Genomic DNA, 19,914 nt, shown 5'->3' with positions numbered 1-19,914 from the left:
ACTTCGGGACTCATACTCCCGAAGCTTCCATTTTGTTTCCCATTTTTCCCATTCCAAGACCACGAAGCGTGTCGTGATTCAGTGAGCTTCGGCGCGTAAGCATTTCATATTTCTGGATTTTAATTGGGGTCTTTTGGAGCGGGTAGCGGGAATCGAACCCGCGCGTTCAGCTTGGGAAGCTGACAGGCTACCATTACATCATACCCGCGCCTGTGGAGCAGAGCTTTATGCCTCTGCGCCAAGGTCGTCAAGTGCGCGCGTGGCGAATTTTCAACGCCTTATCCGCGCCGCCTGCGACGGCGGCCACCTGCGCTGTCGCCTTCGCCCCCCCCGACGTTAAAGGACACATTCGGCAGGGTGACCACGGTCTCCAGGATCGGGAAGGGGTCGGCAGAGTTGGGGATCGCGGAGGCATTGACAAAATGCTCCTGGAAGCGGGGTTCCACGGCGGTTTCGATCTTTTCGATCCGGCGCACCGTTTCCTCGATTTCATTGCGGGCGTTGGTGTTGAGAAGCGCAATGCGTGCCCCGGTGCCGGCGGCGTTGCCGGCGCTGGTGACCTTTTCGATCCGGCAATCCGGGATCATGCCCAGGACCATTGCGTGTTTGGCGGAAATATGCGCCCCGAAGGCGCCTGCGAGAACCACACGGTCAACCGTATCGACGCCGATCTTATCCATCAGAAGCCGGGCCCCGGAATAAAGCGCGGCCTTGGCCATCTGGATTGCGCGAATGTCGGGATTGGTCACGGTGATGCGCGGTCCGCCCTCGGCGCTGCCATCCCAGAGCAGATAGGCATTGGTGCGGCCCTCGGGGACACAACGCGCAGTGCCGGTCTGCTCGGCCGAGCCGATGAGGCCGGAGGCATCGAGCACGCCTGCAAGCCGCATCTCCGCAATCGCTTCGATGATACCGGAGCCACAAATGCCGGAAATTCCGGTGGTTGCGATGCTTTCTTCAAACCCGTCCTCGTCGGACCATTTGTCCGATCCGATCACCCGGAACCGCGGTTCCTTGGTGTCGGGGTTGATCTCGACCCGCTCGATCGCACCGGGGGCGGCGCGTTGTCCGGAAGAGATCTGCGCCCCTTCGAAGGCGGGGCCGGTCGGCGACGAGCAGGCGAGGACTTTGTCCTTGTTTCCCAATAGGATCTCGGCGTTTGTTCCGACGTCGACAACAAGAACGAGGTCTTCGGATTTGTCCGGCGCTTCCGACAGGGCCACCGCAGCGGCATCGGCGCCGACATGGCCGGCGATACAGGGCAACAGGTAGACCCGGGCCGCCGGGTGCAAGGTGAGGTCCAGATCGCTGGCATCAAGCGCCAGAGCGTTGGAAGTGGCCAGTGCAAACGGCGCCTGGCCCAGTTCGAACGGGTCGATGCCCAGGAACAGGTGGTGCATCACCGGGTTGCAGACGAAGACCGCGTCCATGATGAGCGACTGCTCGATCTGTGCTTCCTGCGAGATCTGCGCAAACAGCGCATTCATGCCCTCGCGCACGGCACGGGTCATCTCCAGATCGCCGCCCTTGTTCATCATCGCGTAGGAGACCCGGCTCATCAGATCCTCACCAAAGCGGATCTGCGGGTTCATGATACCGGAGGAGGCCAGCACCTCGCCGGTCTTGAGGTCGCACAGATGCGCCGCGATGGTGGTCGAGCCAAGGTCGACCGCAAGTCCGTAAATGGTGCCCTCATAATATCCGGGCCAGATGTGCATGATGCGCGGGGGCTGGTAGTCATTCCCCAGATGCACGGCGACAGTCACCTTCCAGGCCCCTTTGCGCAGCACTGGTTGCAATTGCCGAAGGATGTGAATGTCGGCCTTTACGTCCTTGATTTCCCACTGTTTGTCCAGGGCTTCACACAGGCGTTCAAGATCGCCCGAGGGCTTGTGCATGTCGGGCTCTTCCACCTCGACGTAGAACAGCCGGATTGCGGGATTCATGACGATGTCGCGGGCCTCGGCCCGTTTGCGCACCACCTGCTTGTGGACCTGGCTCTCCGGCGGGACATCGATCACCACGTCTTTTTCGATCTGGGCCTGGCAGCCGAGGCGACGCCCGTCGATCAGCCCGCGCTTGTCCTTGTAGCGTTGCTCGACCTTGTTCCACTCGGACAGGGCGTCATCGGCCACCGTCACCCCGTGTTTGGAGAACTCGCCATAAGACGGCGTGATCTGGCATTTGGAGCAGATCCCGCGCCCGCCACAAACCGAATCGAGATCCACCCCGAGTTGCCGCGCAGCGGTCAACACCGGTGTGCCAACAGGAAACCGTCCGCGCTTGCCGGATGGAGTAAACACAACGAGGGGATCGTCAGACATGCCTCAGCCTCTTATTTCCGCATTTCATGCAGAGCATATGTCACTTTTGGCCGGAGGATAGGCAGCCACCGTCATTTTTTGACACATCGGCGGCATCGGGTGTGGATTTGGGCGTGCCGCACCGGGGGGGGGCGGCGCCTATGTGCTGTTGAGCCAAGCGAGAATCTCGGCCCGGTCGCCATCCAGGCTGGGGGCGGGGGCTCGGGTGTCGGGATCGGCAAGCGCGCTCATCTTGATCGGGTTTCCGGCGGCGACATAGGCGGGGCGTCCGGCCGGGTCGAGCACATCCACCACCATGTTCCGCGCGCGGATCTGCGGGTCTTGCAAGACCTCTGCAACATTCTGGATCGGACCTGTCGGAATGCCGGCCTCTGTCAGAAGGTCAATCCAGTGCTGTTTGCCTTCCTCCAGGGTAACGGCCTCGATCAAGCGTTTGAGAAGACGCGCATTCTCGCATCTCGCCGGATTGGTCTTGAAGCGCGGATCTTCGGCGATCGGCAATTGCAGCGCCGCGCAGAGGCGGGCGAACAGCACGTCATTTCCGGCCGCGATGACAAACAGCCCGTCGGCCGCGTGAAAGGTTTCAAAGGGCGTGATCGAGGGGTGGCGCGCGCCGGAGGGGCGTGGCGGTTCACCGCTTACGGTGGTCAGGGCAATGGCGTGTTCCAGCATCGCCAGTTGGCAATCCAGCATGGCGATGTCGATTTTCTGGCCGTGGCCGGTCTGCTGGCGATGCAGGAGCGCGGCCAGGACGCCTTGGGCCAGGAACATGCCGGCGGCAATGTCCCCGATCGAGGCGCCGACCCGCACCGGCTCCCGGTCGCGCTCGCCGGTGATGGACATCACGCCGCCCCGGGCCTGGACCACCATATCATAGGCAGGCCGCGCCGCCTCGGGTCCGGTGTGGCCAAAGCCGGACACCGCGCCGTAGATCAGCCGCGGATGTTTGATCCGGAGATCCTCCCAGCCATAGCCAAGCCGCTCCATCACGCCGGGGCGGAAATTCTCCAGAACAACATCGGACCGGGCAAGAAGCGCTTCGAAAACAGAGCGATCATCGATGTTCTTCAAGTCGAGCGCGATGCTCTCCTTGCCATGGTTGATGGTCGCGAAATAGGCGCTTTCGCCGTCCTTGAAGGGAGGGAATGCGCGGGTATCATCGCCGGTGCCGGGGCGTTCGACCTTGATCACCCGAGCGCCAAGGTCGGCCAGCGTCATCGAGGCATAGGGGCCAGCCAGCACATGGGTCAGGTCAAGGATGACGACACCGTCGAGGGGGCTGCTCATGATCGTGTCTCCGTTCAGGGGGCTCTGTGATCGGGGTATAGAGGAGGTATGCGACAGCTCTTTGATCTGTATCAGGAAAACACGACAGCGGTGCCGCGTTGCGGCGAAAAATGGACGTGGCCTCTTTCCCATCCTGTCAAACTGTGCAATAGGGTCACCGCCAAACGGTGTTTTGCATGGGGAAGACAGATGCAGATTCGTGAGGCTCTCACCTTTGACGATGTTTTGCTGGTTCCGGCCGCATCCAGTGTTCTGCCGAATACGGCGGATACACGCACGCGGGTGACCCGCGCAATCTCGCTCAATATTCCGCTTCTGAGCTCGGCGATGGACACGGTGACAGAGTCCCGTATGGCGATCACCATGGCGCAGGCGGGCGGCATGGGGGTCATTCACAAGAACCTCGATGTGGAAGAGCAGGCGCGCCAGGTGCGGCGGGTCAAACGCTTCGAAAGCGGCATCGTCTACAACCCCATCACCCTGCATGCCAACCAGACCCTCGCGGATGCCAAGGCCCTGCAAGAGCGCTATCGCGTGACCGGTTTCCCGGTGGTGGATGATGCGGGTCGCGTCGTCGGGATCGTCACCAATCGCGATATGCGGTTTGCGTCGGATGACAACACCCCGGTGTCGGTGATGATGACCTCCGAGAACCTTGCCATGCTGCAGGAACCGGCAGAGCGCGAAGAGGCCAAGTCCCTGATGAAGGCGCGTCGCATCGAAAAACTGCTGGTGACCGACAAGGACGGCAAGCTGACCGGCCTGCTGACCCTCAAGGATACGGAACAGGCGGTGCTGAACCCGACCGCCTGCAAGGATGATCTGGGACGCCTGCGCGTGGCGGCTGCCAGTTCCGTCGGCGACAGCGGCTTTGAACGGTCCGAGGCGCTGATTGATGCCGGTGTGGATGTGGTGGTGGTCGACACTGCCCATGGCCACTCCGAAGGGGTGATCGAAGCGGTCAAGCGGATCAAGGCGTTGTCGAGCGAAGTTCAGGTGATCGCGGGCAATGTCGCGACGGCCGATGCCACCCGGGCGCTGATCGACGCAGGCGCGGATGCGGTCAAGGTCGGGATCGGCCCGGGCTCGATCTGCACCACCCGCATGGTTGCGGGCGTCGGCGTGCCGCAGCTGACGGCGATCATGGATTGTGCTGGCGCTGCGGGCGAAACCCCGGTGATCGCCGATGGCGGGATCAAATTCTCGGGCGATTTTGCCAAGGCGATCGCCGCCGGGGCCTCCTGCGCCATGGTCGGCTCGATGATCGCGGGCACCGATGAAAGCCCGGGCGAGGTGATCCTCTATCAGGGCCGGTCGTTCAAATCCTATCGTGGCATGGGGTCCATGGGCGCGATGGCGCGCGGCTCTGCGGATCGCTATTTCCAGAAAGACGCTGCCAGCGACAAATTGGTTCCAGAAGGCATCGAGGGGCAGGTGCCCTACAAGGGTTCGGCGGGCGCGGTCATCCACCAGCTGGTTGGCGGTCTGCGGGCGGCGATGGGCTACACCGGCTGCGCCACCGTGCCTGACATGCGCAAGAACTGCTCGTTTGTCCGCATCACCGGCGCCGGGTTGAAGGAAAGCCATGTGCACGACGTGCAGATCACCCGCGAAAGCCCGAATTACCGCATCGGCTGAGGGCTTGGCGTGACACGGACCATTTCTGCAAAGGGCGCCCGATGACGCCCGGCGCCCGCGTGCAGGCGGCGATCGAGATCCTTGATGACATCCTTGCGGGGCAGGCGGCGGAGAGAGCGCTGACCACGTGGGGCCGCCGCAGCCGCTTTGCCGGGTCCAAGGACCGGGCTGCGGTGCGCGATCACGTGTTTCAGGCCCTGCGCTGCCTGCGGTCACATGCGGTTCTGGGGGGCAGCCGGACCGGACGGGGGCTGCTGATCGGCGCCATGCGGGACGACGGGCTTGATCCGGCGGAGCTGTTCACCGGTGTCGGGCACGCGCCGTCACCGCTTGAGACGACAGAGTCCCAGTCACCACGGGAATTTGGGTCTCTGGCCGAGGCCAATGATCTGCCCGACTGGCTCTGGCCCGTGTTTGAACGCAGCCTCGGTGCGCAGGCGGTGCAAGCGGCGCAAGCCCTGCGCAGCCGGGCACCGGTGCATCTGCGGGTGAACCGGAAAAAAGGCGATCGAGAGGCCGCCATCTCGCGCCTTGCGTCAGAGGGGATCGAGGCCACCACGCATCCGGCGTCTCCGACCGCGTTGACCGTAACCTCGGGGGCGCGCCGTGTGAAAAACGCGGAAAGCTACACCCAAGGCTTTGTGGAATTGCAGGACGCTGCCAGTCAGGCGGTCGTCGATGCGCTACCTTTGCAAAATGGCCAGCGGGTGCTTGACTATTGTGCCGGTGGTGGAGGCAAGGCGCTGGCGATGGCCGCCGCCGCCGATCTCGATCTCTATGCGCATGACGTCGAACCGCGCCGGATGAAAGATATACCGGAGCGCGCCGCGCGGGCCGGGGTGACGATCTCCTGCCTGAGTACCCAAGAGCTGCGCAGCCATGCGCCGTTTGATCTGGTATTATGTGATGCGCCCTGCAGCGGCTCCGGCTCCTGGCGGCGTGATCCCGAAGGCAAATGGCGTTTGACACCTCAAGCGCTGAAGGAGCTGACCACGCTGCAAGCGCGCATCCTCGATGATGCGGCGCAGCTGGTGGCAGAGGGCGGGGTTCTGGCCTTTGCCACCTGTTCCATGCTGGATGTGGAAAATGCGCATCAGTCGCAAGCCTTTCTGGACCGCACCCCGGGGTGGCAGGCCTTGAGCACGCAATCCTGGCATGTTCATACTGGCACCGATGGCCTTTATGTGTCTGTATTCCGGCGGGGCCGGTAACATTAATCTGTTGGAAAGTTCTGCGATAGGGCGCTTTGGTTAACCCCGCTTTAACCAAGGATAACGCGTTATTGCCGCATGAAGATTGTAAACGGAGCCGAAATGATCGGTCGTACCTCCTCGATCGTGCCTGACCTCAAGGTACAGACGCCCGAACAGGCGCGGCTCGCCGCGACGTTTTTCCTGGCCCTGCTGCTGGTCCTCGTGCCCTGGATTCTGCCGGTGCCGGACTGGATCGGGCGCGCCCTGATCGCCGTTGGCCTGACCCTCGCCGGGGTCTCCAGCCTGATCTTTATGCAGTCCCGCGTGCGCCAGAATGCCCGGACCATGGCCAGCGAGTTGTTGGCGGGATTCATCGACAAGGATGCGTCGCCCAGTTTCGTCACCGACGAGGACGGTGTGATCCACGCCTGCAACAGTGCCGCGATCAAACGCTTCGACGGCACCGAGAGCGAGACCATCGCCGGCACGTTGCGCTCGGTTCTGGCCAATCCCTCGGCAGTGCTGTTCCGGCTTCAGAGCCGCGCCAAGCTTGAAGGGGCAGCGCGCGAGGATATCGTGACCCGTCGTGGCCACGTCCGGCTGTCGGTGCATGAGATGGCCAATGCCAGTTTCCTGTGGCGGGTCGAGGACATGGGCGAGCGCCAGACCGGGCGCAACGCGGAATCGAGCCCCGTGCCGATGATCTCGGTCGGGCGCACGGGCGCGGTTCTGTTCATGAACGAGGCCGCGCGCAGCTTGATCGGAGAGCGTGTCAAATCCACCGAGCGCCTGTTCACATCGCTGCCGGTGGTGCCGGGGCGCATCAACACGATCATGACCAAGGCCGGCGCGGTCGAGGTTCTTGTCAGCGAGCACAGCCGCGGACAGGGGCGCAGCGAGCTTTACTTCATGAAGGCCGAGGTCGAGGACAGCGGCCCGCACACCGGATTCGAAGGGTTGCCGGTGCCGCTGCTGAAAATCCGCCCGGGGGGCGAGGTGCTGTCGGTCAACCGCATGGCGATGCGGCTTCTTGGCGTTGAACAGGCCGAAGGGGTGCAGCTGGGCCAGCTGATGGAAGGGCTGGGCCGGCCGATGAACGACTGGCTGCAGGAAACGGCCAAGGGGCTTGCGCCGCATAAATCCGAATTTCTGCGCGTCTCGCGCGACGACAAGGAGGTCTTTGTCCAGGTCACCCTGACGCGGGTGATCGAAGAGGGTGAGACGCTGCTGATGGCGGTGCTGAATGACGCAACCGAGCTGAAAACGCTCGAGGCGCAATTTGTGCAAAGCCAGAAAATGCAGGCGATCGGCCAGCTTGCAGGTGGTGTTGCGCATGATTTCAACAACCTGCTGACGGCGATTTCGGGCCATTGCGATCTGCTGCTGCTGCGCCATGACCAGGGCGATCAGGACTATGGCGATCTGATCCAGATCCATGAGAACGCCAACCGCGCCGCCGCCCTCGTGAGCCAGCTTCTGGCCTTCTCGCGCAAGCAGACCTTGCAGCCCGAGGTGCTTGATGTGCGCGAGACGCTCTCTGATCTGACGCATCTGCTGAACCGTCTGGTGGGCGAAAAAGTGTCGCTGACGCTCAGCCACGATCCGGTCATGCGCTCCATCCGTGCCGATAAACGCCAGCTGGAGCAGGTGTTGATGAACCTCGTGGTGAACGCGCGCGATGCGATGCCGAGCGGCGGCGAGATCCGGGTGGAGACCGAGGTGGTCTCGCTGGACACCCCGCTGGAGCGCAACCGCGCCGTGGTGCCGCCGGGCGAATGGGTGACCATTCAGGTCAGCGATGAAGGCACCGGGATTTCACCGGACAAGCTGCAAAAGGTGTTTGAGCCCTTCTACACCACCAAGCGCACTGGCGAGGGCACCGGTCTTGGCCTGTCCACGGCGTATGGCATCATCAAGCAGACTGGCGGCTTCATCTTTGTCGATTCCGTGCTGAATCAGGGCACCAAGTTCACGCTCTATTTCCCGGTCTATCGCAGCGACGCCCCGGTGGAGGAAGACGACACCGCCACGCAAGCCAAGGCCAAGGCCCCCGCGGCGCAGCATGGCGAAGGGGTTGTGTTGCTGGTGGAGGATGAGGCGCCGGTGCGCGCCTTTGCGTCACGCGCGCTCAGGATGCGCGGTTACACGGTGCTCGAGGCCGAATCCGCCGAGGAGGCACTCGACACGCTGGAGGACCCGAACCTCAGCGTCGATGTCTTTGTCACCGATGTCATTATGCCCGGCATGGACGGCCCCACATGGGTGCGCAAAGCGCTTGAAGAGCGCCCCGGCACCAAGGTGGTGTTTGTTTCCGGCTATTCCGAAGGGGCCTTTGGTGATGCGGAACCGGATGTGCCGAACTCCGTGTTCCTGGCCAAACCGTTCTCGCTCAGCCAGTTGACCGAAACGGTGCAGTCGCAGCTGCAATAGGCTGTCTCAGCGCGGGATCGCGCCATAAAGCGCAAACTCCTCCGGGTGTTTGCGCTTTAGCTTTTCCTCGATGTTGGCACTCAGGCTGAGATCCCCCGCCGGGCTGACGTTTTCCCGTTGCGTTTCAATGCGAAGGCCGGTGCGGTCCTGCATGAACGCATGAAAGGGGGCGAGGTTCTCGTAGGCAAAAAGATGCGTCACACGGCAGCCATTGGGCTGCGCCTCCAGAAACTTGGCCTGGCTTCCGACATTGGCATGCGGCGGGCGTTTGCCGCGGCAGTAATCGGTGACAAACTCGTCAAAGCTGATGCCCTTGGTCGAGGTTGGCCGCCCATCGAGATGCGGCCGCTGGCGGAAGCGATACCAGCTGCCGAGCCAGCTGATCGGCTCGCGCATGATGGCAACCACCTCCAGTTCGGCGTCGCAAACTCTCTCATACATCGGCCGGAGCCAGCGGTTGTAGCGGTAGAGCGGCGCGTGTTTGAGCTCTGGCGGATCGGAAATCACCAAATCCGCATGCGGCCGGAGCGCCGATTGCAGCGCCGTGGTACCGGTCTTGGGCACCGATAGCAGCGCCAGTCGCGCGCGGTAAAATACCATCATGACGTTAAAGCTCCGGAAATAGTTCAAACTGTCACGGCTTTGTAAACCGATCCTTAACCACGTTGCCAGTCCCGTGAGAGAGTATGAAATTTCCTTGCAATGTTCTTGTTTTGACCCCATAAGGAACAAGGGGAGAACAAAGCAGTCATTGTCGTCCGCCTCCGGGTGTGACACATAGAGAAGGACACGGGTACTATGGCGGATCTATTGACCATGAAGGACGACAAGAAGAGCGGCGACAAGCAGAAGGCCTTGGACAGCGCGCTTGCCCAGATCGAACGGCAGTTCGGCAAGGGATCGATCATGAAACTCGGCGATGGCACGGCCTTGCAGGAGATCGAGGCAAGCTCCACCGGCTCGCTGGGCCTGGACATCGCGCTTGGCATCGGCGGCCTGCCGATGGGCCGCATTGTCGAGATTTACGGCCCGGAAAGCTCGGGCAAGACCACGCTGACGCTGCACTGCATTGCGGAACAGCAGAAAAAGGGCGGTGTCTGTGCCTTTGTGGACGCGGAACACGCGCTTGATCCGCAATATGCGCGCAAACTCGGCGTCGACCTGGACGAGCTGCTGATTTCGCAGCCCGACACCGGCGAACAGGCGCTTGAGATCACCGACACGCTGGTGCGCTCCGGTGCGGTGAACATGGTGATCGTCGACTCCGTGGCAGCATTGACTCCGAAGTCAGAGCTTGAGGGCGACATGGGCGACAGCAACGTCGGCGTGCAGGCCCGCCTGATGAGCCAGGCGATGCGCAAGCTCACCGGGTCCATCAGCCGCTCCAAATGCATGGTGATCTTCATCAACCAGATCCGCATGAAAATCGGCGTGATGTTCGGCTCGCCCGAAACCACCACCGGCGGCAACGCGCTGAAGTTCTATTCCTCCGTGCGTCTGGACATTCGCCGCATCGGCTCGATCAAGGACCGGGATGAGGTTGTCGGCAACGCCACCCGCGTCAAGGTGGTGAAGAACAAGGTTGCACCGCCGTTCAAGCAGGTCGAATTCGACATCATGTATGGCGAGGGCATCTCCAAGATGGGCGAGTTGCTCGACCTTGGTGTTGCTGCGGGCGTGGTCAACAAATCCGGCGCGTGGTTCTCTTACGGGGATGAGCGGATCGGGCAGGGGCGTGAGAACGCCAAGACTTATCTGCGCGAAAACTCTCGTATCGCTTTGGAGATCGAGGACAAGATCCGCGCCGCCCATGGGCTTGATTTCGACATGCCGCCCGAGGCGCAGGATGATGACGTCCTGTTCGAAGGCTGACGATGCACGTCACGCCTGATGAACTGAATGCGGCCCTGCCGCATGTGATGGCCGCCCCGAAGGATCGGGCGGCCATTTCCATGTTGTGTCTGCGTCCGGCCTACAATCAGCGCCGCTTTGTCGAGGAGATCTCGGTAACGCCCGAGGGCGGCATCCCCGGCGAGCGTTGGTCCAGCCGCCCGTGGCTGACGCTGGAGGATGGCGCGCCCCATCCCGGCATTCAGGTCTGTATCCTGTCAAAGCGCGTGCTGGATCTGGTCTGGCGCAACCGCGAGGAGGTGCCACACCCCGGCGATACATTCATCGTGGATATGGATCTCTCCGAGGAAAACCTGCCTGCCGGACAGCTGTTGCAGGTGGGCAGCGCCGCGTTGCGGGCGTCTGACGTCTTCAACGATGGCTGCGTCAAGTGGAAAGCCCGCTATGGCACCGCGGCCAAGGATTGGGTGAACCTGCCAGAGAACCGCGCGCTGCGCCTGCGGGGGATACTCTGTTCCGTCGAACGCGCGGGATCGTTTTCCACCGGCGATCTTATGATCAAAAAATAACGCTCAATCCCACTGTTTTCTTTGGGAAACTGCCACATGCGCTTTGGGCGGTGGACAGCCCTGCATGGGCGCGATAAACCGCTTTGGACTGTTCCAATCACATCTAGAGAGCCGCGTTGACATGCCCAGCTTGAACGACATCCGGTCGACCTTTCTGAACTATTTTGCCAAGCAGGGCCATGAGGTCGTGGACTCCAGCCCGCTGGTGCCGCGCAATGACCCGACGCTGATGTTCACCAACTCCGGCATGGTGCAGTTCAAGAACTGCTTTACCGGCGTGGACAGGCGCGACTACGTGCGGGCGACTACCTCGCAGAAATGCGTGCGCGCGGGCGGCAAGCACAATGACCTCGACAACGTCGGTTACACCGCCCGCCACCACACGTTTTTCGAGATGCTCGGCAACTTCTCCTTTGGCGATTATTTCAAGAACGAGGCGATCCCCTTTGCCTGGGAGCTGATCACCGGCGAGTTTGATATCCCCAAGGACAAGCTTTATACCACCGTCTATCACACAGATGACGAAGCCTTTGAAATCTGGAAGAAAGTCGGCGTTCCCGAGGATCGGATCATCCGCATCGCGACCTCTGACAACTTCTGGCAGATGGGCGATACCGGTCCCTGTGGTCCCTGCACCGAGATCTTTTATGACCACGGCGATCATATCTGGGGTGGCCCTCCGGGCTCGCCCGAGGAAGACGGGGATCGCTTTATCGAGATCTGGAATCTCGTGTTCATGCAGAACGAGCGCTTTGCAGATGGGGCCATGGTTGATCTCGACATGCAGTCGATCGACACCGGCATGGGGCTGGAGCGGATTGCAGCGCTGCTGCAGGGCACCCATGACAATTACGAGACCGACCTGTTCAAATATCTGATCGAGGCCTCGGCGACGGTCACCAACAGTGAGCCGTTCGGCGATCAGAACGTGCACCATCGCGTGATTGCCGACCACCTGCGGTCCTGTTCCTTCCTGATTGCCGAAGGTGTGCTGCCCTCCAATGAGGGCCGTGGCTATGTGTTGCGCCGCATCATGCGCCGCGCGATGCGGCATGCCTCCCTGCTGGGGGCGACCGATCCGGTGATGCACAAGCTGGTGCCGGCGCTGGTCAGCCAGATGGGCGCGGCCTACCCGGAGCTGGGTCAGGGTCAGGCGCTCATTGAGGAGACGTTTGAGCAGGAAGAAACCCGCTTTCTCAAGACCTTGGACCGAGGTCTGAAACTGCTGGACGAGGCCTCCGTCGACCTCGACAAAGGCGACGTGCTGCCCGGCGAAACCGCGTTCAAACTCTACGATACCTTTGGCTTCCCGCTCGACCTGACTCAGGATGCATTGCGCGCCAGGGGCGTCGACGTCGACACCGATGGTTTTGATGCCGCGATGAAGGCGCAGAAGGAGCAATCCCGCGCCGGTGGCATTGGTCTGGGGGACGCTGCGGATGTCAAAGTCTACTTCGACATTGTCGACGCTGAGGGCACGACCGAATTCCTCGGCTATGAGACCGAGAAGGCCGAGGGGCAGATCGTTGCATTGATCAAGGATGGCGCCAAGGTTGAAACGGCCACAAAAGGCGACAGCGTCCAGATCATCCTGAACCAGACGCCGTTTTATGGCGAGAGCGGTGGTCAGGTCGGCGACACTGGCGTTCTGACCGTTGAGGGCGGCGCCGCACGGATCACCGATACCAAGAAGGTCGAGGGCCTGTTCCTGCATATCGCCGAGGTGACCGAAGGCGAGATTTCCGTGGGCAGCGGCGCGGCGATGGAGGTGGACCACACCCGCCGCACTCAGATCCGCGCCAACCACTCTGCGACACACCTGCTGCATGAGGCATTGCGCAACGCGCTTGGTGATCACGTGGCGCAGAAGGGCTCGCTCAATGCGGCGGATCGTCTGCGGTTCGATTTCAGCCACAACAAGGCCGTGAGCCAGGAAGACCTGACAAAGATTGCCTCGGAAGTGAATGATTTCATTCGCCAAAACTCTCCGGTAAGCACGCGGATCATGACCCCGGATGATGCCCGTGCCTTGGGCGCGCAGGCGCTCTTTGGGGAGAAATACGGCGAAGAAGTGCGCGTGGTCTCCATGGGGCGCGCTAACACCGGCAAGGGTGCCGATGGCGATACTTATTCCATCGAGCTTTGCGGTGGCACGCATGTAAAACAGACCGGCGATATCGGGACCTTTGTGATCCTCGGGGATAGCGCGTCCTCTGCTGGGGTGCGCCGGATCGAGGCGCTGACCGGTGCGGCAGCCTTTGACCACCTGGAGCGCGAAGCGGCCCGAATGGCGGAGGTCGCCGGAGCACTCAAGGCGCAGCCCGCTGACGTGATGGACCGTCTGAAGGTGCTGATGGACGAGCGCAAGGCGCTGCAAAATGAGATTGCCACGCTCAAACAGCAGATCGCCATGGGCGGCGGCTCCGACGGTGGCGCCGAAACCAAGGAGATCGGCGGCAAGACTTTCCTCGGTCAGGCGCTTCAAGGGGTGTCCGGCAAGGATCTGCGCGGATTGATCGACGCACACAAGCAGAAGATCGGGTCCGGTGTGATCCTGCTGATCGCCGAAGATGACGGCAAGGTTGCGGTTGCCGCTGGTGTGACTGACGATCTGACCGGTGACATCTCGGCCGTCGATGTGCTGCGGGCCGCGGTTCCGGCCGTGGGTGGCAAGGGCGGCGGTGGTCGTCCCGATATGGCGCAGGGCGGCGGCAAGGATTTCTCTGGTGCCGCTGAGGCCATCAAGGCCGCCGAAACTTTTCTGGAAGGATAACGCATCATGCCCGCACTCTGGATCGCACATGTGACCGTCACCGACGCTGACGCCTACGGCAAATATGCCGAACTGGCGGGCCCGGCGATTGCCAAGCACGGCGGCGAGTTCATCGCCCGCGGTGGGCGGTTTGTTCAGCTGGAAGGCAAGGAACGTCCGCGCAATGTGGTCGCAAAATTCCCCAGCGTTGAGGCCGCCGTCGACTGCTACAACAGCCCCGAATATCAGGAGGCGTTGAGCCACGCGCGCGACGCCTCCGAGCGGGAGCTGATGGTCGTCGAGACCAGCGCCTGAACACGGAAAGCCTGTGCAAAACAGAAGATTGGGCTGCGCGTTTCGCGTGGCCCTTTTTCATGATTAACAGCGCCTCGACGTCTCGGTGACAGGATATCGCGACGAGTCGAGGAGAACATCATGTGCCGTTGGGCCGCGTATATCGGAGCTCCAGTCTATCTGGACGAGGTTGTGTGCAAACCGGAGCAATCTCTGGTCGCACAATCGATTCATGCCTTTGAATGTAAAACACAAACCAATGCCGATGGGTTTGGCATAGCGTGGTATGACAGTCGCGAGGAGCCGGGGCTCTACCGAGACACGCATCCGGCATGGTCGGATCCCAACCTGCGGTCGATCACTCATCAGGTGCGCTCAGGTCTGTTTTTGGCGCATGTACGTGCCTCGACCGGCACCGCGACCAGTCGCAACAATTGCCACCCGTTTACGCATGGCTGCTGGTCATTCATGCACAACGGTCAGGTCGGTGGGTTCGAGAATTTTCGCCGCCGGGCCGATATGATGATCCCGGACGAACTATATGGCGCCCGCAAGGGGGCCACGGACAGTGAGGCCTTGTTCCTGATCGCCATCGCGGAGGGTCTCTATGAAGATCCCAAAGGCGCGATGCAGCGGGCGGTGGGGAAACTCGAAAGCCTGAGTCGAGAGTTCGGCCACACACCCCATATGCGGATTGGTGCTGCCTTCAGCTGCGGCGGCGTGCTCTATGCGGTGCGCTATGCCTCCGATCATCTGGCGCCGACCGTCTACAGCAGCAAGACAGCCGACGGCCGCGGGCGTCTGGTGGTGTCTGAACCCCTGCACAAGGGGGAATGCTGGCAATCCGTGCCCGCCGGGTCCTTCTGTCGATACACAGCTGAGGACGCGGAAATAGAGGACTTTGTTCCTGTCCTCTGAATAAATATGCAGAAATGAAAAGGCCCGGTCAAAAATGACCGGGCCTCTTTGCATTCTTCAGGTAGCTATCAGCTGTTGGTCTTTGCCATCCGCTTACGCTCATGCGGATCAAGGTAGCGCTTGCGCAGGCGCACGGAGTTCGGCGTCACCTCGACCAACTCGTCATCGTTGATGTAGGCAATCGCCTCTTCCAGCGAGAGCGTGACCGGCGTGGTCAGGCGCACGGCGTCATCAGAGCCGGAGGCGCGCACGTTGGTCAGCTTTTTACCCTTGAGCGGGTTCACCTCAAGGTCATTGTCGCGGCTGTGCTCGCCAATGATCATGCCGGTGTAAACGTCGGCTTGTGCGCCGATGAACATTTTGCCGCGTTCTTCGAGGTTCCACAGCGCGTAGGCCACGGATTGACCGTTCTCCATGGAGATCAGAACGCCAGCGCGGCGGCCCGGAATGGAGCCCTTGTGCGGGGTCCAGCCATGAAACACGCGGTTCAGAACGCCGGTGCCGCGGGTGTCGGTCAGGAACTCGCCGTGATAGCCGATCAGGCCACGCGACGGCACATGCGCGATGATGCGGGTCTTGCCGGCACCTGCGGGCTTCATCTCGACCAGCTCACCCTTGCGGTTGCCGGTGAGCTTTTCGATCACCACGCCGGAATATTCGTCATCCACGTCGATGGTGGCTTCTTCGACGGGCTCCATGCGCTGGCCGTTTTCCTCGGTAAACAGCACCTGCGGGCGGGAGATCGACAGTTCGAACCCTTCGCGGCGCATGTTCTCGATGAGAACGCCCATCTGCAATTCGCCACGGCCCGCGACCTCAAACGCCTCACCACCGGGGGTGTCGGTGACCTCGATCGCCACGTTCAGTTCCGCCTCTTTCATCAGGCGATCCCGGATCACGCGCGACTGGACTTTCTTGCCATCACGACCCGCCAGCGGGCTGTCGTTGATGCCAAAGGTCACGGTGATGGTCGGCGGATCGATCGGCTGCGCGGGCAGGGCCTCGGTGACCGAGGTGTCCACCAGCGAGTCCGCAACGGTGGCTTTGGTCATGCCCGCGATCGTGACGATGTCACCCGCCTCGGCGGCGTCAATCGGTTGCTGGGCAAGGCCGCGGAACGCAAGGATCTTGGTGGCGCGGAAGTTCTCGATCAGGTCACCTTCGCGGCTCAGGGCCTTGAGGTTGTCACCGACCTTGAGCGTGCCGCTCTCAACACGGCCGGTCAGGATGCGGCCCATGAAGGGGTCGGAGCCAAGCGTGGTGGCCAGCATGCGGAAGGGCTCATCCTTCTGCGCGATCTGTTTGGGCGCGGGAACGTGCTTCACGATCAGGTCAAACAGCGCCGAGAGATCCTGGCGCGGGCCATCCAGTTCCATATCGGCCCAGCCGGAGCGGCCGGAAGCATACATGGACGGGAAATCAAGCTGATCGTCATCTGCGCCAAGATTGGCAAAGAGATCGAAGCATTCATCCAGCGCGCGGTCTGGCTCAGCGTCGGGCTTGTCGACCTTGTTCAGCACCACGATGGGGCGCAGACCCAGCGCCAGCGCCTTGGAGGTCACGAATTTGGTCTGCGGCATCGGGCCTTCGGCGGCGTCCACCAGCAGCACCACACCATCAACCATGGAGAGGATGCGCTCCACTTCGCCACCAAAATCGGCGTGGCCGGGGGTGTCGACGATATTGATGCGGGTGCCGTTCCATTCCACAGAGGTGGCTTTGGCCAGAATGGTGATGCCGCGTTCGCGTTCCAGATCGTTCGAGTCCATGGCGCGTTCCGCCACTGCCTGGTTTTCGCGGAAGGCGCCGGATTGTTTCAGAAGCTCGTCAACCAGTGTGGTTTTGCCGTGGTCAACGTGCGCGATGATCGCAATATTGCGCAGGTCCATGAGGTATGCCTTTGATTGGGGTTGCCGGGCGCATACCTCGATAAAGCCGCCATGGCTAGTGCAAAAGCGGGTTGCCCGCGCAACCGTCGCTGCGCTGCCGCACCCTGTAGCGCCCGGACAGGCGGTCAGTGGCCGGAACTGGCGGAAAACAGATGGATGATCAGGATGCCGCAGATGATCATCGCCATGCCGGCAAGTGCAGGCAGATCAATGCGTTGGCCAAAGACGATAAAGCCGATCGCCGCAATCAGCACGATGCCCAGGCCCGACCAGATCGCGTAGACGATGCCAACGGGCATGAATTTCAACGTCAAGCTCATCAGAAAGAATGATGCCCCATAGGCCACGACAACAATGACCGAGGGCAGCAGCCGGGTGAATTGCTGGCTGGCCTGAAGGGCGGTGGTGCCAATGGTTTCGGCCAGCACGGCGGCCATCAGGTAGAGATAATGCATGACGTGTCCTCTTGCCTCATGAGGCCGCCCTGGGCCGGGAGGGCTGGCGGCAGGCCTGTCAAATCCTGCCTTGCCCGCCGACGCAAGAGGGGAAATTTCGTGAACCGCGGTTGCCCTGCACCGCGCGGGCGTCACAGCCTGCCGCGTTCGGTAAACCACGGCAGCAGGAGGGCGCGCACATGGGCCCAGACCTTTGGTGCGCCACGGGCGATCTTGTCCCCAACGCGGCTTTCGAGCTGGGGCAGGGTGACATCATATTCGACCCAACTGCCGCCACCGGTGGCGATGTTCAACATTACCGGCTGCACCCGGTCGATGGATTTCGCAAAGATGGCGTCACTGCTGTTCGCGGCTTCGAATTCCTGCCAGAGCTTCAGGCACTCTGCAGCCTGAGCATCGGGCAGCAGGCCAAAGATGCGCTGCGCGGCCGCCAGTTCCTCCGCCTCGATCCGGGCAAGCGCAGCAGCGTCGAGCGTCGAGTGGATCGGCACATCTCCGGCATCGATCTCCACCAAATCGTGTAGCAGGAGCATGGTCAGCACCCGCGTCACATCGACCTGCGCAATGCTGTGCGGGGCCAGGATCCACGCATGGAGCATGATGTGCCAACTGTGTTCGGCTGAATTCTCGTAACGTTGATCGGAGGCAATGCGAGAGGCCCGCAGGATGGATTTCAACCGGTCCGCTTCGGAGAGGAACGCCAACCTTGCGGCAAAGTCGGGATCGCTGACCTCAGCCCCGCGCAAGAGTTCAAGCGCCGCCGCATAGGCCTCGGGAAAGCGGTCCTTCAGGGTGGTTGCGCGGCCGGTGGTCAGGTTTTCACGGACCACGCGCAGATGATCCCTGGGAGGCGAAACAGCGCAAAGCGTTTGAAAGATCGGCTGGCAGTAGTCCAGTGCTTTTGCAAAGCGCGCATCGGCGCTTTCTGCGGCTTCAAATTCTTGCCAGCAGGCTTGCAGTGCGGTGGCCTGCGGATCGGGCAGGAGCCCAAAGATCCGTTTCTGTGCGCGTTCTTCGGCTGCAGCGACTGCGCTCCAGTCGGTGGGTTCATCAATGGGATGATCGCCAACGTCGATTTCGACGATGTCATGCAGCAGAAGCATCTGCATGACCCGCGGGATGGACACCGCGGGCGGTGCGTAGGGCGCAAAGGCCAGCGCATAAAGCGCCAGGTGCCAGCTGTGTTCCGCCGAGTTCTCGACCCGGCTGCCATCGAGCAGGAGATTCTGCCGCTCCACCTCGCGCAGCCTTTCGATTTCAGAGAGGAATTCGAACTGCTGCACAAGATGGGTCGTCATGATCGGTTTTTTGCCTCTGCTTCAAGCGCGGCCTTAGCGGCCTCTAATCGTTTGCCGAGAAAATCGCGCGCCTTGCGTTCTGCAAGGCGAATCCGAACCTCTGTCAGAAAGGCTTCTTCGAGAGATTGGGACGCCGCCCCGAGAACCTGGGCGACCTCCATGAACAGGCGGTCCTCGCCGAGCGCATCCTGGACCTTGATGGTGTCCTCCGCCAACTGTGCGGCCAGCGTGTCCAGGCTCGACATCAGCGGCTGCTTTCGGTGAGGCGCCGTTTTACATAATCGGAGACATTGCCGATCATCGTGTCCATATGCGGCTCCTGGAAGAAGTGATCCGCGCCCTCGATCTCATCATGGGTGATGGTGATGCCCTTCTGCTCGTGCAGCTTGTTCACAAGGCTCACGGTATCGGCGGGCGGGGCCACACGGTCGGCGGTGCCATTGATGATCAGGCCGGAGGACGGGCAGGGCGCCAGGAAGGAAAAGTCGTACATGTTCGCCGGCGGCGCAACCGAGATGAACCCGGTGATTTCCGGACGACGCATCAACAGCTGCATGCCGATCCAGGCGCCAAAGGAGAAGCCCGCAACCCAGCAATGCTTGGAGTTGTTGTTCATCGACTGGAGATAATCGAGTGCCGAGGCCGCATCCGACAGCTCGCCAACGCCCTGATCGTATTCGCCCTGCGACCGGCCCACGCCACGGAAATTGAACCGCAGTACAGTGAAGCCCATGTTGTAGAACGCATAGTGGAGGTTGTAGACCACCTTGTTGTTCATGGTCCCGCCGAATTGCGGGTGCGGATGCAGCACGATGGCGATCGGCGCGTCCTTTTCCTTTTGCGGGTGATAACGGCCTTCCAGCCGTCCTTCGGGTCCGGGAAAAATGACCTCAGGCATGGGTGGGTGGATCCTACTCTTTTTGGCGGGGATGCCGGAGAGATATGCTTGACGAAATCTCTCTGACATCTTAGAACAATTCTAAAGAGGCGCAGGTGGGCACCGGCACCTTGTCAAG

Annotated in this window: 16 protein-coding genes and 1 tRNA gene; 8 read left to right on the top strand and 9 right to left on the bottom strand. The window is 61.6% G+C overall.

Features of this window, described 5'->3' with window-relative positions; all coding sequences use genetic code 11:
- Window positions 1-134: 134 nt before the first annotated feature.
- The 3 genes from MHM97_RS05225 to MHM97_RS05215 all read right to left on the bottom strand — a co-directional run bounded on the left by MHM97_RS05225 (window position 135) and on the right by MHM97_RS05215 (window position 3,611).
- A tRNA-Gly gene (locus MHM97_RS05225) sits at window positions 135-208 on the bottom strand.
- A 70-nt stretch (window positions 209-278) separates the two neighbouring features.
- On the bottom strand, window positions 279-2,324 hold the full coding sequence (locus MHM97_RS05220; RefSeq protein ID WP_239320310.1) for an ASKHA domain-containing protein: 2,046 nt from the start codon (window positions 2,322-2,324) through the stop codon (window positions 279-281).
- A 138-nt stretch (window positions 2,325-2,462) separates the two neighbouring features.
- The gene (locus tag MHM97_RS05215) at window positions 2,463-3,611 is read right to left on the bottom strand and encodes a CaiB/BaiF CoA transferase family protein (RefSeq protein WP_239320308.1); all 1,149 of its coding nucleotides are present in this window, start codon (window positions 3,609-3,611) and stop codon (window positions 2,463-2,465) included.
- A 189-nt stretch (window positions 3,612-3,800) separates the two neighbouring features.
- Between MHM97_RS05215 and guaB the strand changes: the two genes are divergently transcribed.
- The 3 genes from guaB (at window position 3,801) to MHM97_RS05200 (ending at window position 8,872) form a co-directional block, all read left to right on the top strand.
- A complete protein-coding gene (guaB, locus tag MHM97_RS05210; protein WP_239320306.1) occupies window positions 3,801-5,249 on the top strand; it encodes an IMP dehydrogenase in 1,449 nt (482 codons plus the stop codon).
- 41 nt (window positions 5,250-5,290) lie between these two features.
- Window positions 5,291-6,460, top strand: a complete 1,170-nt coding sequence (locus tag MHM97_RS05205) for an RsmB/NOP family class I SAM-dependent RNA methyltransferase (RefSeq protein ID WP_239320304.1) — start codon at window positions 5,291-5,293, stop codon at window positions 6,458-6,460.
- A 102-nt stretch (window positions 6,461-6,562) separates the two neighbouring features.
- Window positions 6,563-8,872, top strand: coding sequence for an ATP-binding response regulator (locus tag MHM97_RS05200; protein WP_239320302.1), 2,310 nt, complete (start codon window positions 6,563-6,565; stop codon window positions 8,870-8,872).
- A gap of 6 nt (window positions 8,873-8,878) precedes the next feature.
- Here MHM97_RS05200 and MHM97_RS05195 read toward each other — a convergent pair whose 3' ends face one another.
- Window positions 8,879-9,475, bottom strand: coding sequence for a gamma-glutamyl kinase (locus MHM97_RS05195; RefSeq protein WP_239320300.1), 597 nt, complete (start codon window positions 9,473-9,475; stop codon window positions 8,879-8,881).
- 195 nt (window positions 9,476-9,670) lie between these two features.
- Between MHM97_RS05195 and recA the strand changes: the two genes are divergently transcribed.
- The 5 genes from recA (at window position 9,671) to MHM97_RS05170 (ending at window position 15,256) form a co-directional block, all read left to right on the top strand.
- The gene (gene recA / locus MHM97_RS05190) at window positions 9,671-10,744 is read left to right on the top strand and encodes a recombinase RecA (protein ID WP_239320297.1); all 1,074 of its coding nucleotides are present in this window, start codon (window positions 9,671-9,673) and stop codon (window positions 10,742-10,744) included.
- A 2-nt stretch (window positions 10,745-10,746) separates the two neighbouring features.
- Complete coding sequence (locus tag MHM97_RS05185; RefSeq protein ID WP_239320294.1) at window positions 10,747-11,292, top strand: hypothetical protein; 546 nt, start codon at window positions 10,747-10,749, stop codon at window positions 11,290-11,292.
- Between the two features lie 121 nt (window positions 11,293-11,413).
- Window positions 11,414-14,065, top strand: a complete 2,652-nt coding sequence (gene alaS, locus MHM97_RS05180; RefSeq protein WP_239320292.1) for an alanine--tRNA ligase — start codon at window positions 11,414-11,416, stop codon at window positions 14,063-14,065.
- Window positions 14,066-14,071: 6 nt separating this feature from the next.
- Window positions 14,072-14,359, top strand: a complete 288-nt coding sequence (locus MHM97_RS05175; protein ID WP_011538572.1) for a DUF1330 domain-containing protein — start codon at window positions 14,072-14,074, stop codon at window positions 14,357-14,359.
- A gap of 120 nt (window positions 14,360-14,479) precedes the next feature.
- Window positions 14,480-15,256: a class II glutamine amidotransferase gene (locus MHM97_RS05170; RefSeq protein ID WP_239320289.1), complete on the top strand. Its 777-nt coding sequence runs from the start codon at window positions 14,480-14,482 to the stop codon at window positions 15,254-15,256.
- Between the two features lie 68 nt (window positions 15,257-15,324).
- On the opposite strand, the gene typA is transcribed toward MHM97_RS05170, so the two are convergent.
- The 5 genes from typA to MHM97_RS05145 form a co-directional block, all read right to left on the bottom strand.
- Window positions 15,325-17,145, bottom strand: coding sequence for a translational GTPase TypA (gene typA / locus MHM97_RS05165; RefSeq protein ID WP_239320286.1), 1,821 nt, complete (start codon window positions 17,143-17,145; stop codon window positions 15,325-15,327).
- 125 nt (window positions 17,146-17,270) lie between these two features.
- Window positions 17,271-17,600, bottom strand: coding sequence for a DMT family transporter (locus tag MHM97_RS05160; protein WP_239320283.1), 330 nt, complete (start codon window positions 17,598-17,600; stop codon window positions 17,271-17,273).
- A 131-nt stretch (window positions 17,601-17,731) separates the two neighbouring features.
- Window positions 17,732-18,898 (bottom strand): HD domain-containing protein, encoded by a 1,167-nt coding sequence (locus tag MHM97_RS05155; RefSeq protein WP_239320280.1) that lies wholly within the window; start codon window positions 18,896-18,898, stop codon window positions 17,732-17,734.
- Window positions 18,895-19,143, bottom strand: a complete 249-nt coding sequence (locus tag MHM97_RS05150) for a hypothetical protein (protein ID WP_239320276.1) — start codon at window positions 19,141-19,143, stop codon at window positions 18,895-18,897. The genes MHM97_RS05155 and MHM97_RS05150 overlap by 4 nt, the downstream gene beginning before the upstream one ends.
- On the bottom strand, window positions 19,143-19,796 hold the full coding sequence (locus tag MHM97_RS05145; RefSeq protein ID WP_239320273.1) for an alpha/beta hydrolase: 654 nt from the start codon (window positions 19,794-19,796) through the stop codon (window positions 19,143-19,145). Before MHM97_RS05145 ends, MHM97_RS05150 begins: the two co-directional genes overlap by 1 nt.
- Window positions 19,797-19,914 lie beyond the last annotated feature (118 nt).

It is taken from the genome of Epibacterium sp. Ofav1-8 (assembly GCF_022348185.1).
GTDB lineage: Bacteria > Pseudomonadota > Alphaproteobacteria > Rhodobacterales > Rhodobacteraceae > Epibacterium.
Note: the sequence above shows the minus strand (reverse complement) of the source record. Positions and strands in the feature narration are given on the sequence as shown.

Bases quoted from the DNA above. Each gene is read 5' to 3' on its own strand.
- guaB (WP_239320306.1), top strand. From the start codon at position 3,801: ATGCAGATTCGTGAGGCTCTCACCTTTGACGATGTTTTGCTGGTTCCG.
- MHM97_RS05215 (WP_239320308.1), bottom strand. From the start codon at position 3,611: ATGAGCAGCCCCCTCGACGGTGTCGTCATCCTTGACCTGACCCATGTG.
- MHM97_RS05170 (WP_239320289.1), top strand. From the start codon at position 14,480: ATGTGCCGTTGGGCCGCGTATATCGGAGCTCCAGTCTATCTGGACGAG.
- typA (WP_239320286.1), bottom strand. From the start codon at position 17,145: ATGGACCTGCGCAATATTGCGATCATCGCGCACGTTGACCACGGCAAA.
- MHM97_RS05185 (WP_239320294.1), top strand. From the start codon at position 10,747: ATGCACGTCACGCCTGATGAACTGAATGCGGCCCTGCCGCATGTGATG.
- MHM97_RS05205 (WP_239320304.1), top strand. From the start codon at position 5,291: ATGACGCCCGGCGCCCGCGTGCAGGCGGCGATCGAGATCCTTGATGAC.
- MHM97_RS05195 (WP_239320300.1), bottom strand. From the start codon at position 9,475: ATGATGGTATTTTACCGCGCGCGACTGGCGCTGCTATCGGTGCCCAAG.
- MHM97_RS05160 (WP_239320283.1), bottom strand. From the start codon at position 17,600: ATGCATTATCTCTACCTGATGGCCGCCGTGCTGGCCGAAACCATTGGC.
- MHM97_RS05150 (WP_239320276.1), bottom strand. From the start codon at position 19,143: ATGTCGAGCCTGGACACGCTGGCCGCACAGTTGGCGGAGGACACCATC.
- MHM97_RS05220 (WP_239320310.1), bottom strand. From the start codon at position 2,324: ATGTCTGACGATCCCCTCGTTGTGTTTACTCCATCCGGCAAGCGCGGA.
- alaS (WP_239320292.1), top strand. From the start codon at position 11,414: ATGCCCAGCTTGAACGACATCCGGTCGACCTTTCTGAACTATTTTGCC.
- MHM97_RS05155 (WP_239320280.1), bottom strand. From the start codon at position 18,898: ATGACGACCCATCTTGTGCAGCAGTTCGAATTCCTCTCTGAAATCGAA.
- MHM97_RS05145 (WP_239320273.1), bottom strand. From the start codon at position 19,796: ATGCCTGAGGTCATTTTTCCCGGACCCGAAGGACGGCTGGAAGGCCGT.
- MHM97_RS05200 (WP_239320302.1), top strand. From the start codon at position 6,563: ATGATCGGTCGTACCTCCTCGATCGTGCCTGACCTCAAGGTACAGACG.
- MHM97_RS05175 (WP_011538572.1), top strand. From the start codon at position 14,072: ATGCCCGCACTCTGGATCGCACATGTGACCGTCACCGACGCTGACGCC.
- recA (WP_239320297.1), top strand. From the start codon at position 9,671: ATGGCGGATCTATTGACCATGAAGGACGACAAGAAGAGCGGCGACAAG.